The following is a 13,601-nucleotide window of genomic DNA, read 5'->3' on the forward strand; positions in this document are numbered from 1 at the left end:
CGAGCCGGGTCAGGCCCGGTGGGCACGCAGGGCGGCGAGGGCCTTGTCGGCGTGGGTGTTCATGCGCAGCTCGCTGCGGACGATCTCCAGCACGGTGCGGTCCTCGGCGATGACGAAGGTGACGCGCTTGGTGGGGGCGAGGGTGAAACCGCGCCTGACCCCGAACCGCTCGCGGACCGTGCCGTCGGCGTCGGACAGGAGCGGCATGCCGAGCGCGTGCCGCCCGGCGAACTCCCGCTGCTTGTCGACGTCGTCACCGCTGATGCCGACGGGCCGGGCGCCGAGCGCGGCGAACTCGGCGGCCAGGTCACGGAAGTGGCAGGCCTCGGCGGTGCAGCCCGGGGTGAGGGCGGCGGGGTAGAAGAAGAGGACCAGGGGTCCGTCGGCGAGCAGTTCGCCGAGGCTTCGGACGGTCCCGGACTCGTCGGGGAGGGCGAAGTCCTCCGCCTTGTCCCCGACCTCGACACGCTCGCTCATGACCGGTTCCTCCTCTGGTGGCCTGCCGCCGGATATTACTGGACGGTAAGCCGCCGGGTGGCCCGTTCGCGCGACTCCTTCCCCTTCTCCGCAAAGCCCCCGGTCCACGGCCGGCCCCCGTCCCTCGGGCCCGGCCACCGCCGGCGCACCCGCCGCGACGTCAGTCCCGCCCGAGTACGCGAGGTCACGTGCGCGGCCTCGGCCCCGAGCCGGAGCGCCCCGGACAGGATGCCGGGTGCGGGTGAGGGGGTGAGGGCGCGCCCGGTCCCGGCGGCCCCGGGGGAGCCGCGTCCGGGCCGGACGGCGAGGACGAGGACGCGGACCCGGACACGGACACCGGCATGACGTCGCGTCCACGCGGACCTCGCCCGGCCCGGCCCTTCCGTCCCGGCGGCCAGCGCGGCACGGACCGGATCGCTCCGGCACGTCCGCCCGGCTCCCGCGCCTCCCCCGAGATCAGGCCCGCCGCGCGTCCCCCGGGACGTCCCACGCCGTCCCGGGGGACACGGAAACGGCATGGTGACGGGTTCGCACGGCAAGGCTGGGCGGCGTGATCACGGTTCGTGGTCACGAGATCGACAGCCGGAGGTTTCCATGATCCGTCGGGCCCTCAAGAGCGTTCTGCCGGCCGCGGCCGCGGTGCTCGCACTGCTGCCCGTGACGGCCGGCGCCGCCGCGGCGAGCACCGTCGCCGCGCGCCCGGTGGCCGCCGTCGCCGCCCCGCAGCACCCCGTCCGCAGCCACCCCTACCGGACCGGCCGGGTCACCACCCGCGGCATCCGGCTCAACGTCCGCTCCGGCCCGGGAACCGGCTACCGGGTGGTGGGCAGCCGGCACACCGGCCGGCTCGTCTCGGTCAGCTGCAAGACCTACGGGTCCCGGGTGTACGGCAACCACATCTGGTACCGGCTCTCCCAGCGCCGGGGCTACGTCTCCGCCCACTACGTGACCACCCGGGGGTACGTCCCCTGGTGCTGACGGGCATCCGCCGCACCGACGACTGACCACCGAGGGCCTGTCCGGGAGCCGCGTCCCGAACAGGCCTTCGGCATGCAGGCGCTTGACCCGGCCCATACCTCGTCCGGTGTTGCAGCGGGCGTCCGGCAGGGAAACCATCCCGGCATCAGGGGCGAAACGCCCATAGGGGAACGGGAGTCGAGGAACGCACGATGCGGCACCCCCAAGGACCGACCGCGCCGGACGAGTCGCTGCCGGTGAGACTGCGTGAGCTGAAGGACCGTACGGGGCTGAGCCTGGCGGCGCTCGCCGCACGCACCCCGTACAGCAAGTCCGCCTGGCACCGCTATCTCTCGGGCGGCAAGCGGCCGCCGCGGCCCGCGGTGGAGGCCCTGTGCCGGCTGGCCGACGCCGACGCCACGGCCGTACTGGCACTGTGGGAGGCGGCCGACGAGGCCGCTCCCCCGGAGCCGCCCCAGGCGGGCCCCGGCGGCCGGCGCCCGCCCCGGCTCCCGCTGTGGATCCCCGTGTCGGCACTCGCGCTGTGCGGCGCGGCCACGGCGGTGGCCGCGGCCGTGGCCCTGTCCGGGCGCCCGGGATCCGCGCCGGTGGCCCAGCCCCTCGGCGAGGTGCCGCGCTGTCACGGGGCCTCCTGCCAGGGCGAGTTGCCCGACGCCTCGGCGTGTGCCCGGGACGCGCAGACCAGGAGCAGGGTCACCGACCGCGCCTATGCCGTACGGCTGCGCTACTCACCGTCCTGCGGTACCGCCTGGTCGGAGGTGCGGGTGCGCGGCCGGCAGGCCCGGGAGGTGTCGGTGCGCGCGGGCGACGACATCCTCTCCGCGAGCTATCCGGCCGATGATCTGATCGGCGTCAACAGCCCGATGCTGCCGGTGGGTTCGCCGCAGGGGGTGGAGGCCTGCGCCGAGGTGGGCGGCAGGGTGGCGTGCACGGGCCTGGACGCGGACGCGCCGCCGGCGCCGGTGGACTGACCTGCCGCCCGGGCCGCGGCTGCACGGGGCACCCCGTTCAGGGGAACCGGGGGCCGAAGGCGCGTGGCAGGGCCCCGATCGGTCGACAACTTCTGCCGTGACCGCCGTAGACCTGCCGTTCATCGCGCCGATGCTCGCCACCCCCGGCTCGCTGCCGCCCGCCGCGCAGGACGCGCGCTGGGCGTACGAGACCAAGCAGGACGGGCAGCGGGTGATGGGCTACCTGCCCGGGGACGGCAGTCTGGTGCTGCGCGCCCGTTCGGGCGAGGTGATCACCGGGGCGTACCCCGAACTGGCGCCGCTGGGCGCCGCGCTGGGCACCACTCCCGCGGTGCTCGACGGCGAGGTGCTGGCCCTGGACCCCGAGGGCCGGGCCGATTTCCAGCTCCTCCAGAGCCGGATGGGCCTCGCCCACTCGCCCGCCCGCGCGGCGCGGAGGGCCGCCCGGGTGCCGGTGCACCTGGTGCTGTTCGACGTGCCGTACCTGGCGGGGCCGCTGCTGCGGGAGCCGTACGTGCGGCGCCGGGCCCGGCTGATGGAACTGGGGCTGTCCGGGCCGTACTGGTCGACGCCCGGCGCGGTGACCGGGCACGGCGCCCAGGCGCTCGCGGCGACCCGGGAGCACGGGCTGGAGGGCCTGGTCTGCAAGCGGCTCGACTCGGTGTACGAGCCCGGGGTCCGCTCACGCGCCTGGATCAAGATCCGCAACATGCGCGCCGAGGACGTCATCGTGGGCGGCTGGCTGCCCGGCAAGGGCCGGCTGACCGGGCTGCCCGGCGCGGTGCTGGTGGGCCAGCGGGACGCGGCCGGCCGGCTGCGGTACGTCGGCGGGGTGGGCACCGGCTGGAGCGAGGCGGAGCGGACGCGGCTGGCCGCTCTGCTCGCGGAGGCGGCGAGCGGGCGCTGCCCCTTCGAGCCGGCCCCCCGCGTCCCGGGCGCGCGCTGGGTGCTGCCCCGCCTGGTCGGCGAGGTCGGCTACAGCACCCGCACCCGGGCGGGACTGCTGCGTCAGCCGTCCTGGCTGCGGCTGCGCCCGGATCTCACCCCGATGGACTCGGCGGCGGACCTGCCCGGGGACCCTGCGTGAGGCGCGAAGGTCTATCGTGTGCGCATGCCGGTTCCCGAACTGATCCGAATCGTCTCCCGTGACTCGCCCATGGCCCTGGCTCAAGTGGAGCGGGTGCGCGCCGAGTTGACCGCCCTGCACCCGGGCGTGCGCACCGAGGTCGTCCCCGTGCGGACCACCGGCGACAAGTGGCTCGGCGATCTGGCCCAGGTCGAGGGCAAGGGGGCGTTCACCAAGGAGGTCGACGCGGCCCTGCTGGCCGGGGCGGCGGATCTCGCGGTGCACTGCGTGAAGGACGTGCCCGCGGACCGGCCGCTGCCCGCCGGGACGGTGTTCGCCGCCTTCCTGAAGCGGGACGACATCCGCGACGCGCTGGTGCACCCGGGCGGCCTCACCCTGGACGAGCTGCCGGCCGGCACCCGGATCGGCACTTCCGCGGTACGCAAGATCGCCCAACTGGCCGCCACCCACCCGCATCTGGAGTGCGTGCCGTTCCGCGGCAACGCCAACCGCAGGCTCCAGAAGCTGGCCGACGGCGAGGCGGACGCGCTGCTGCTCGCGGTGGCCGGCCTGGAGCGCATCGGACGCGCCGACGTGATCAGCGAGGTGCTGTCCCCGGAGACGATGATGCCGCCGATCGGCGCGGGCATCCTCGCGCTGCAGTGTCGGGAGGACGACACCGAGCTGATCGACGCGGTCAGCGGGCTCGGCGACCCGGACACCCACCGCGAGGCGACGGCCGAGCGGATGTTCCTGCATGTGCTGCAGGGCCACTGCAACAGCCCGATCTCCGGGTACGCGCGCGTGGACGGCGGCGGCGAACTCTCCCTGCGGGCCTGTGTGTTCACACCCGACGGGAAGACGCGGCTGAACGCCCACGAGTGGGCGGGCCGGCTCGACCCGGCCACACTCGGCACCTCGGTCGCGGTGGCGCTGCTGCGGCAGGGCGCGCGGGAGATCATCGACGGCATCCCGCACTGAGCGGGGCCGGGGCTCAGGCGGTGCCGGGCTCCGTCTGCTCCTTCAGGAAGGCGCTGACCTGGTGGGCCAGGTCGCCCTGGCCGGAACCGACGGGGGCGGCCTGCGCGGTCGCCTCCTGGACGCCGGTGCCGCCGGCCCACAGCCGGCGCTCGGTCCACTCCTCGTCCACCCGCAGCTGCACCTGGACGTCCACGTGGGTGAGCGCGGCCTCGGGAGCGGCGGCGTAGAGGACGGCGGTGGCCCGGCGCAGCGGGTACACGTCGAAGCCCTCGATGAACTGCGAGTTGCGCCAGTCGATGAACGCGCCCTCGCCGTCCGGTCCGACCCGGACGTCGAGCTGCCCGTCCTCCAGGTGGACCCCGAAGTGCCGGGCGCCGCGGTTCTCGATCGTCACCCGGACACTGAAGTACGTCAGCCCGGCCGCGGCGTCGTCGCGTCCGCGCGGGGGTTCGGCGGCCTCCAGGCGGTGGACGCGGACCCGCAGACCGGCATGCTCCTCGTACTCCTGCCAGTCACCGACCACGTTCGGCTCGTACACAGTGCCCCTCTCGACCCCCGAGTGTCTATCTGTGGGCTCAGCGCACTGTCAAATGAGCGGAATGCACCGTGGCCAGGGGGTTCACCCGCTTTGATCGCCGATCAAGCGCTGCCCAGGAAGAATCCCCCCGAGCCGGTTTCCGGCGCGCCGCGGTGCGTGCCGCACATCACGTTCCCGGCGGGATCACCGGGCCAGCCGGCCGAGCAGTGAGGAGGCCGCCGTGATGCCGAGCGCGGCGGCGATCGCCAGCACCCCGAAATCGGCGCCGAGATGTGCGGGCGTGCCGAGCAGCAGTCCGCGCAGCGCGTCGACTTGGTAGCTCAGCGGGTTGGCCTTGCTGACGGCCTGGAGCCAGCCCGGCATGACGGAGACGGGATACAGGGCGTTGGAGCCGAAGAAGAGCGGCATGGTGATCGCCTGCCCGAACCCCATCAGCCGGTCGCGGCTGAGCACGATGCCCGCGATCGTCATCGAGAGGCAGGAGAAGAACACCGAGGCGAGGACCACCGCGAGGGCGACGCCGAGCAGCTTCAGCGGGTTCCAGGTGAGGGCGACACCGAGCAGCGCGGCGATCACGATCACCACGACCGCCTGCACCAGCGACTTCACACCGGCCGCGAACGCCTTGCCGGTGATCAGCGCCGAGCGCGGGGTCGGGGTGACGAGCAGCTTGTTCAGGATGCCCGCGTCCCGCTCCCAGATGATCTGGATGCCGTAGAAGATCGCGATGAACATGGCGGACTGGGCGATGATGCCGGGGGCCATGTAGTCGATGTACGGGATGCCGCCGGTGGGGATCGCCCGGATACGGGTGAAGGTCTGACCGAAGATCAGCAGCCACAGGGCGGGCTGGACGGCGCGGGTGTACAGCTCGGTGCGGTCGTGGCGCAGCTTCTGGAGCTCCACGGCGCACATGGCGATCACCCGCGCGGGCAGCAGCCGCCAGCCGGCCCGGGGCACGGGAGGGGTGAGCAGCAGGGCGGTGTCCTCGCCGGGGGTGCGGTCAGCCGACGCGGCGTGCGGTGCGGCGGGTGCTCCGGACTTCACGGAAACCTCCTCCGGTGTTGTCGTCGAGGCCGCTGCCGGCGACGTCGCGGAAGACGTCCTCCAGCGTGGGCAGGGTGTCGGTGGCCTCGCGTTCGGCGAGGCCGCGGCGCAGTTCCTCCGGGGTGCCGAGGGCGCGGACGCGGCCGCGGTGCATCAGGCCGACCCGGTCGCAGTACTGGTCGGCCTCGTCCATGTAGTGGGTGGTGACGAGGACGGTCATGCCGGTCGCCTCGCGCACGGCGTTGATGTGCTCCCACACGCCGGTGCGGGCGATCGGGTCCAGGCCGATGGTCGGCTCGTCCAGGATCAGCAGCCGGGGGGCGCTGACCAGGGCCTGGGCGAGTTCGAGACGGCGGACCATGCCGCCGGAGTAGGTGGCGGCGAGCCGATCGACGGCGTCGCAGAGGTCGACGGCACGGAGCGCCAGGTCTACGCGCGCGGCGCGCTCGCGGCGCGGCACGTCGAACACCCGGGCGAACAGGGCGACGTTCTCGCGCCCGGTGAGCCCGCCGTCCGCGGACAGCTGCTGCGGGACGTAGCCGAGCAGGCGGCGCACCGCCATGCGCTCCCTGGCGGCGTCGTGCCCGAAGACGCGGACCGTGCCGGCGGGGACCGGCAGCAGGGTGGTGACGCAGCGGATGGCGGTGGTCTTGCCGGCGCCGTTCGGTCCGAGCAGCCCGAAGACCTCGCCCTCGTGGACGCCCAGGTCGAGGTCGTCCACGGCCCTGGTCCCACCGAAGGCGTAGGTCAGTCCGGCGCAGCTGACGGCCTCGCGGACAGCGGCCGGGCCGGCGGCCGCCGGTGCCGGGGTGGCGGACGTGTCCGCCGGGTCGGTCGTCATGATGGCGTGCCCTCCGTCCAGGGTCCCCCGGGAACTCCCGCCCCGGCGGGCGCGGCCTCCGGCCCCGCCGGGCCGTCGTCCGCCTCGGGGTCCTCGTGCAGCAGATCGGCGAGCCTGCGCAGGGCCGGGAGGGCCGCGCGCAGGGCGTCGTGGTCGGCCCCGTCGAGCCGGGCGAGACGGCCGCCGACCAGCTCGGCGCGGCGGCGGTGCCAGTCCTCCAGGCGCTTCTCGGCGGCCCCGGTCAGCCGCAGCCGCGCGGCCCGCCGGTCGGCGGGGTCGGTCTCCCGGACCAGGTACTCGGCCCGCACGAGCTGGTTGACCAGCGTCGAGACGGAATTGCCGGCCAGGTGCAGTTCCCTGGCGGCCTCCGAGACGCCGATACCCGGGCGGGACTCGATCAGCCGCAGCAGCTCCACCTCGGCGCCGCGCAGCCGGGGCCCCGTCAGACCGCCGCGCAGCCGGCGCCGGATCAGCCGCTGGATGCCGACAAGGGTGTCGGTCAGCTCTGCCGGGAAGGTCCCGGACGCCTCGGGCGGCGGGTCGCCGCCGGGTCCGCGTACCGCTTCGTCTACCACTTCTGAAGATTACCTCTGATACAGAGATATCACTCCTCGGGCGACCCCAAGAGGCGGTCAAGACACTCGCACGATTCTTTCGGTTATCGGACGAATTGTTTTGTGATGTCCGGGAGCGGGAAAACGCACCTATGTGCTTCGGACAGGAGGCACTTCCGTGGGAGCAGGCCCTCAGCGCGGCCTGAAGCCCCCGAGTCCTTTCCCGTGACCGAGCGCGCGCCTCCCACGGTGTCTTGTCCAACCGGCACCGGCGAGAGAGGTGCGCGCGATGCGTGTCACTGGCAGCACCAGCCCCAGGCCCAGAACCCACCCTCATCCACATGACGACGCGCCCGACACGGGCGAGTCCTTCGCGCGGCTCGTGGAGCTGCCCGACGGCCCCGAGCGACGGGCGCTGCGGGACGAACTGGTGCGGCTGTGGCTGCCCATGGCCGAGCGGATCGCCGTGCGGTTCCGCGGCCGCGGGGAGTCCCTGGAGGATCTGTACCAGGTGGCCGCGCTGGGCCTGGTGAAGGCCGTCGACCACTACGACCCCGAGCGCGGCCGCGCCTTCGAGGCGTACGCGGTGCCCACCATCACCGGTGAGATCAAGCGGCACTTCCGGGACCACATGTGGACGCTGCATGTACCCCGCCGGGTCCAGGATCTGCGCAACCGGGTCCGAACGGCCGTGAAGGAGCTGTCCCAGTCCACGCCGGGCCGGCCGCCCACGGTGGCCGAGATAGCCGAGCACACCCGGCTCGACGAGGACGAGGTGCGCGCCGGGATGGAGGCGCTGGAGTGCTTCTCCGCGCTGTCCCTGGACGCCGAGGTGGCGGGCACGGACGGGTACGCCCTCGGGGACTCGCTGGGCGGCCCTGATCCCGGGTACGACCTCGTGGTGGACCGGGCGGCCGTCAGACCGTGCCTCGCCGCGCTGCCGGAGCGTGAGCGGACCATTCTCTACCTGCGGTTCTTCCGGGGCATGACGCAGAACCGGATCGCGCAGCAGCTGGGGATCTCGCAGATGCACGTGTCGCGGCTGCTCAGCGGTTGCTTCGACCGGCTGCGGGAGGAACTGCTGCCGGAGACTCGGTGACGTTCCGCTTCGGCGGAGTCCCGGCCGCCGCGGGGCGGGCTCCGTGCCGCCCGGCCTGATACCGGTGCGCCGGGGATCCGCGGGCGGGGGATCTGCGGACGGAGACGCTCGACAGGCGCCCCACCCGATTCCGGTTGGACACTGGAGCCAGAGCGGTGACCCCCGGCACCCGAGAGCAGGACTTACCGAACATGAACCGAGAAACCCCTGTCAGCGACGGAGCGAACGGCACCGGGCGCGGGAAGCGGACGCGTGCGGTCGTCTCCACGCACTCCGTCTTCGGCGCCCCGTGCTGGGTGAGCCTGACCAGCCGCGACCTCCAGGCCACCCAGGACTTCTACACGGCCGTGCTGGGGTGGCGCTGGCGCGGCGCGAAGCTCGGCGAGCACTTCCGGGTCGCGCTGGCCGACGGGGTGCCGGTGGCCGGGATCGCCGCGGTGGCCACGATGTGGCAGATGGCGGTGGCGTGGACACCGTACTTCGCGGTGCCGGACGCCGATGTGGCGGTGGCGCGGGCACGGGAGCGCGGTGGTACGGCGGCGGTCGGACCACTGTCCTTCCCGCCGGGCCGGGCCGCGCTGCTCGCCGACCGCGACGGGGCGACGTTCGGGATCTGGCAGGGGGAGCTGGTCTCCAACTGGGAGGCGTGGCGGCGGGCGGCGCCCACGTTCATCCGGCTGCACACCCGTGACGCCTTCGACTCCGCGCTGTTCTACGGCGAGATCCTCGACTGGGCGTCCGGGAAGCCGGGGTGCTGCGAGGTCGAGTACGACGGCGACGAGGTCGTCCTGCGCAGTCAGGGGGACGCCGTGGCCCGGATCGACTCGGGCGCGGTGGAGGCCGCCCCGGACCCGTCGGTACGACCGCACTGGCAGATCCACTTCGCGGTGGCGGACGTACCGGGATGCGCGCGGGCGGCGGAGAAGCACGGGGGCAGCGTCCTGAAGGAGAACGACACGGAAGCGATCCTCCGGGACGCCGACGGCGCCCAGTTCACCGTGATGTCCCGGCCGGCGCGCTGAGGACGCGCCGGCCCACCTGCCTCGACGGACGCGTCAGCAGCACCAGGCTCCGCGCCTCCACCCTGAGCCTCGTGCCCGCCTTGCGTTCGCGTTCGTCGGGGACGCCGTCCGGGTCGGCCGTGTCGACGAGGGTGGTCCAGCGCTCGGCGAAGGTGTCGTCGGGCAGGCGGAAGACCACCGGCTCCCAGTACCCGTTGAGGAGGAGCAGGAAGGAATCGTCCACCAACCGCCCCCCGTGCGGGTCCCGTTCGGCGATCGCGTCGCCGTTGAGGAACACGCCGACGGAGTGCGCGTCGCCGCGCTGCCAGTCCCGCCCGGTCATCTCTCGGGCGTCGGGCCGCAGCCACGTCAGGTCCGGCAGCGGCTGCGCGGCGTTCGTCGCGGTCTCCCCGCGGAAGAAGCGGCGGCGGCGCAGCACGGGGTGCGCGGCACGCAGCGCGATGAGGTTCCTGGTGAAGTCCACCAGGTTCCGCTGCTCGTCGGTGAGTTCCCAGTCCACCCAGGAGATCTCGTTGTCCTGGCAGTACGCGTTGTTGTTGCCGCGCTGACCGCGCCCCAGCTCGTCACCGTGGCAGAGCATGGGGATGCCCTGCGAGAGCAGCAGCGTGGCGAGGAGGTTGCGCTGCTGGCGGCCCCGCAGTCCGAGTACGGCGGGGTCGGTGGTGTCCCCCTCGGCGCCGCAGTTCCAGGACCGGTTGTGGCTCTCCCCGTCCCGGTTGTCCTCCCCGTTCGCCTCGTTGTGCTTGTCGTTGTACGACACCAGGTCCCGCAGCGTGAACCCGTCGTGCGCGGTGACGAAGTTGACGCTCGCCCGCGGCCGGCGCCTGCTGTGCTGGTACAGGTCGGCGGAGCCGGTCAGCCGGGACGCGAACTCGCCGAGGGAGCCGGGCTCGGCGCGCCAGAAGTCCCGTACGGCGTCCCGGTACCTGCCGTTCCACTCCGACCACAGCGGCGGGAAGTTGCCGACCTGGTAGCCGCCCTCCCCCACGTCCCAGGGCTCGGCGATCAGTTTGACGCGGCTGATCACCGGGTCCTGCTGGATCAGGTCGAAGAACGCCGAGAGCCGGTCCACCTCGTGGAACTGCCGGGCCAGCGTGGCCGCGAGGTCGAAGCGGAAGCCGTCGACGTGCATCTCGGTGACCCAGTAGCGCAGCGAGTCCATGATCAGCTGGAGCACGTACGGGTGCCGCATCAGCAGGCTGTTGCCGGTGCCCGTGGTGTCGTAGTAGTGCGCCCAGTCCCCGTCCACCAGGCGGTAGTAGGAGGCGTTGTCGATGCCCCGGAAGGACAGGGTGGGACCGAACTCGTTGCCCTCGGCGGTGTGGTTGTAGACCACGTCGAGGATGACTTCGAGGCCGGCCGCGTGCAGCGCCTTCACCATGGCCTTGAACTCGTCGACCTGCTGGCCCCGGGTGCCGAAGGCGGCGTAGGAGTTGTGCGGCGCGAAGAAGCCGATGGTGTTGTAGCCCCAGTAGTTGGACAGGCCCCGGTCCTGGAGCACTCCGTCCTGGACGAACTGGTGCACCGGCATCAGCTCGACCGCCGTCACCCCGAGCGAGGTCAGGTGCTCGACGACGGCGGGATGGGCGAGGCCCGCGTAGCTGCCGCGCAGCCGTTCGGGGACGTCCGGGTGGGTGCGGGTCAGTCCGCGCACATGGGCCTCGTAGATCACGGAGTCCGCGTACGCGGTGCGCGGCGGCCGGTCGTCGCCCCAGTCGAAGTACGGGTCGGTGACCACGCCCAGCATGGAGTGCCCGGCGCTGTCGGCGGGGGCCGGGCCGTCCGGCGAACGTTCGTACAGGGAGGCGTGGTTGTCGATCTGGCCGTCCACGGCCCGCGCGTAGGGGTCGAGCAGCAGCTTCCTCGGGTTGCAGCGATGGCCGAGCGAGGGCTGCCAGGGGCCGTGCACCCGGTAGCCGTAGCGCTGGCCGGGCGCGATGCCGGGCAGGTAGGCGTGCCAGACGAAGCCGTCGACCTCGTGCAGCCGGACGGAGGTCTCCCGGCCGGTGTCGTCCACGAGGATCAGTTCGACCCGCTCGGCGACCTCGCTGAACAGCGCGAAGTTGGTGCCCTGCCCGTCGAAGGAGGCGCCCAACGGGTAGGGCTGCCCGCTCCGGACGGGCAGCCCTTTCCTGGTGGTGCGCGCGCTCACCGGCTGCCCTCCAGGCTGTCGTCACCGGCGGGCGCGGGCGCGGCGAGGACCGCCACCCGGTGCCGGCGCGGCTCCTTCAGACCCGTGCTCAGGAACGGCTCCGGCGGCAGCGGCACCAGCGGCACCCGCTCGCCGGCGCGGGCGCGCTGCGAGAACCAGATGATCTTGGCTCCGGTCTCGGAGGCGCAGCAGCCCCAGCCGTCGCTCATGGCGGCGATGTCCGCGAGGCAGGCGCGCAGATCCTGGTCCGGGCGCAGTTCGGGGTCGTCGTCGCCGAAGGCGGTGATGAGGTGCTGGCCGTTCCACCACATCTCGATGGAGGTGTGCTTGTCACGGGCGTGCTGGTCGATCGCCCGCAGCAGCAGTTCGGCGCCGCGGCAGACGGGGGCCACGAGATTGTCGAGGTCCCAGTGGCGGAGATGGGCGGCCAGGATGCGGCTGACCTGTCCCACCCGTTCCGGGCTGACTTCCACGTCGAGGTGGTAGTAGCAGGGCACTGCGGTCTTCATCGTCGCTTGCTCCTCACCGGCGAAGCTCTCGCTCCCCTCGCCCTGTCCGGGAGGGATCCCGGACACACAGCGTGAGCGGTGATCGCTTCTGAGTCATCTCCAACGGTGAGGGCACTACGCCATTCGTGCAACACGAGCATCCGCCGTCACCAATGGTTGAAGCTCCAACAAGACGCTGCGTCCACGCGCGTGCACCATGAGTGAAAGCCTCGATCGCCGTAACGGTTCCGTGCCCACCCCCGCGCGGACGCCACCCGACCGTCGGGAGCGCGCCCAGTCGAGAGCGTGGAGGGTGAACAGGGCCATGCTGCTACCCGCCAAGGCCGAAGTGGCCCGGCAGTTGCGGCGTTACCGGGCGTGGGAGCGCGTGATGCTCGCCTCGCCGTACGACCGCACGGTCCGGGCCACGTTCGAGGACTCGGGGTACACCTTGTGCGTTCTGATGGGCAAACGCTGTGCCCGCGAGGCGGCGGACGCGGCGGAGCGGTATCTGCGCACGAGCCAGGTCACCTACCTGCGCGAGCAGGACGGACGGCCGGTGCCGCGCCGTCCGGTGCGAAGGGCGCCGGCTTCGAAGCGGCGTCCCACGGCGCCGAGCTCCTGAGCCGGCACCGTACAAGGCGTTCCCTTCGGGGACCGGCACGGGCCGGCCCCGCTCTCGGATCGCGAAGCCGGGCCGGTGCCCGGCTTCGCGCACGGCGGAGGTGATTACATGCGCAGGACCCCGGCCATCGGCCGTGTACCGGTACGTGACGTCCGGCCGGCCGTGGAGTGCGGCAGGCGCCCGGCGAAGGCGGTGACCGGGGAGGCCTTCCAGGTCACCGCCACCGTGTTCCGGGAGGGGCACGACGCGGTCGGCGCCAATGTGGTCCTGCGCGATCCCCGGGGCCGGCGCGGCCCCTGGACGCCGATGCGCGAGGTGTCCCCCGGCAGCGACGTATGGGGCGCCGAGGTCGCCCTGGACATGACGGGCCGCTGGACCTTCAGGGTGGAGGCGTGGAGTCATCCGCTGGCGACCTGGCGGCACACCGCCTCGGTGAAGGTGCCCGCCGGGATCGACACCGGGCTGGTCCTGGAGGAGGGCGCCGAGCTGTACGAGCGCGCCGCCGCCGGTGTGCCCAAGGGCCCGGAGCGCGATCTGGTGACGGCCGCCGCCCGCGCCCTCGGCGACGACCGCCTCTCGGTCCACGAGCGCCTCAGGCCCGCGCTGTCCCCCGCGGTCCGCGAGGTCCTGGACCGTCACCCGCTGCGGGAGCTGGTCACCGCCTCGGACCCGATGCCGCTGCTGGTCGAGCGGGAACGGGCGCTCTACGGCTCCTGGTACGAGTTCTTCCCGCGCAGTGAGGGGACGAAGGAGCGGCCGCAC

At 73.1% G+C, this 13,601-nt stretch carries 15 protein-coding genes; 8 read left to right on the plus strand and 7 right to left on the minus strand.

The window, feature by feature from the left end:
* Positions 1 to 9: 9 nt before the first annotated feature.
* Positions 10 to 477 carry a peroxiredoxin gene (locus tag VT52_RS09700; protein ID WP_046426875.1) on the minus strand — a complete coding sequence of 156 codons (468 nt, stop codon included), beginning with the start codon at positions 475 to 477 and terminating at the stop codon, positions 10 to 12.
* 594 nt (positions 478 to 1,071) lie between these two features.
* Between VT52_RS09700 and VT52_RS09705 the strand changes: the two genes are divergently transcribed.
* The 4 genes from VT52_RS09705 to hemC all read left to right on the plus strand — a co-directional run bounded on the left by VT52_RS09705 (position 1,072) and on the right by hemC (position 4,473).
* On the plus strand, positions 1,072 to 1,455 hold the full coding sequence (locus VT52_RS09705) for an SH3 domain-containing protein (RefSeq protein ID WP_046426872.1): 384 nt from the start codon (positions 1,072 to 1,074) through the stop codon (positions 1,453 to 1,455).
* Between the two features lie 191 nt (positions 1,456 to 1,646).
* Positions 1,647 to 2,426, plus strand: coding sequence for a helix-turn-helix domain-containing protein (locus tag VT52_RS37885; RefSeq protein WP_053055686.1), 780 nt, complete (start codon positions 1,647 to 1,649; stop codon positions 2,424 to 2,426).
* 130 nt (positions 2,427 to 2,556) lie between these two features.
* Positions 2,557 to 3,513 (plus strand): ATP-dependent DNA ligase, encoded by a 957-nt coding sequence (locus VT52_RS09715; protein ID WP_079174962.1) that lies wholly within the window; start codon positions 2,557 to 2,559, stop codon positions 3,511 to 3,513.
* 18 nt (positions 3,514 to 3,531) lie between these two features.
* Positions 3,532 to 4,473: a hydroxymethylbilane synthase gene (hemC, locus tag VT52_RS09720; RefSeq protein WP_206306475.1), complete on the plus strand. Its 942-nt coding sequence runs from the start codon at positions 3,532 to 3,534 to the stop codon at positions 4,471 to 4,473.
* Between the two features lie 13 nt (positions 4,474 to 4,486).
* Here hemC and VT52_RS09725 read toward each other — a convergent pair whose 3' ends face one another.
* From VT52_RS09725 to VT52_RS09740, 4 genes are all read right to left on the minus strand, one after another.
* Complete coding sequence (locus VT52_RS09725; protein WP_046426868.1) at positions 4,487 to 5,011, minus strand: hypothetical protein; 525 nt, start codon at positions 5,009 to 5,011, stop codon at positions 4,487 to 4,489.
* Positions 5,012 to 5,194: 183 nt separating this feature from the next.
* The gene (locus tag VT52_RS09730; protein WP_046426867.1) at positions 5,195 to 6,058 is read right to left on the minus strand and encodes an ABC transporter permease; all 864 of its coding nucleotides are present in this window, start codon (positions 6,056 to 6,058) and stop codon (positions 5,195 to 5,197) included.
* Positions 6,015 to 6,899 (minus strand): ABC transporter ATP-binding protein, encoded by an 885-nt coding sequence (locus VT52_RS09735; protein ID WP_046426865.1) that lies wholly within the window; start codon positions 6,897 to 6,899, stop codon positions 6,015 to 6,017. Before VT52_RS09735 ends, VT52_RS09730 begins: the two co-directional genes overlap by 44 nt.
* The gene (locus VT52_RS09740; protein ID WP_420856273.1) at positions 6,896 to 7,402 is read right to left on the minus strand and encodes a MarR family winged helix-turn-helix transcriptional regulator; all 507 of its coding nucleotides are present in this window, start codon (positions 7,400 to 7,402) and stop codon (positions 6,896 to 6,898) included. The genes VT52_RS09735 and VT52_RS09740 overlap by 4 nt, the downstream gene beginning before the upstream one ends.
* A gap of 340 nt (positions 7,403 to 7,742) precedes the next feature.
* Here VT52_RS09740 and VT52_RS09745 point away from each other — a divergent pair, with 340 nt between their 5' ends.
* Positions 7,743 to 8,552, plus strand: coding sequence for an RNA polymerase sigma factor SigF (locus VT52_RS09745; protein ID WP_046426863.1), 810 nt, complete (start codon positions 7,743 to 7,745; stop codon positions 8,550 to 8,552).
* A 191-nt stretch (positions 8,553 to 8,743) separates the two neighbouring features.
* Positions 8,744 to 9,574, plus strand: a complete 831-nt coding sequence (locus tag VT52_RS09750; RefSeq protein ID WP_046426861.1) for a VOC family protein — start codon at positions 8,744 to 8,746, stop codon at positions 9,572 to 9,574.
* On the opposite strand, the gene glgX is transcribed toward VT52_RS09750, so the two are convergent.
* Together glgX and VT52_RS09760 are read right to left on the minus strand one after the other, a co-directional pair.
* The gene (glgX, locus tag VT52_RS09755) at positions 9,546 to 11,726 is read right to left on the minus strand and encodes a glycogen debranching protein GlgX (protein ID WP_107481278.1); all 2,181 of its coding nucleotides are present in this window, start codon (positions 11,724 to 11,726) and stop codon (positions 9,546 to 9,548) included. The genes VT52_RS09750 and glgX overlap by 29 nt on opposite strands.
* Positions 11,723 to 12,235: a hypothetical protein gene (locus VT52_RS09760; RefSeq protein WP_046426859.1), complete on the minus strand. Its 513-nt coding sequence runs from the start codon at positions 12,233 to 12,235 to the stop codon at positions 11,723 to 11,725. Before VT52_RS09760 ends, glgX begins: the two co-directional genes overlap by 4 nt.
* Positions 12,236 to 12,539: 304 nt before the next feature.
* Here VT52_RS09760 and VT52_RS09765 point away from each other — a divergent pair, with 304 nt between their 5' ends.
* Both VT52_RS09765 and VT52_RS09770 read left to right on the plus strand, forming a co-directional pair.
* On the plus strand, positions 12,540 to 12,839 hold the full coding sequence (locus tag VT52_RS09765; RefSeq protein WP_046426858.1) for a DUF5133 domain-containing protein: 300 nt from the start codon (positions 12,540 to 12,542) through the stop codon (positions 12,837 to 12,839).
* Positions 12,840 to 12,947: 108 nt separating this feature from the next.
* Positions 12,948 to 13,601: maltotransferase domain-containing protein (locus VT52_RS09770; RefSeq protein WP_143070860.1), on the plus strand; the 654-nt coding region annotated here is incomplete at its 3' end.

The sequence above is a fragment of the Streptomyces malaysiense genome, assembly GCF_000980885.2.
In the GTDB taxonomy this organism is placed as follows: Bacteria; Actinomycetota; Actinomycetes; order Streptomycetales; family Streptomycetaceae; genus Streptomyces; species Streptomyces malaysiense.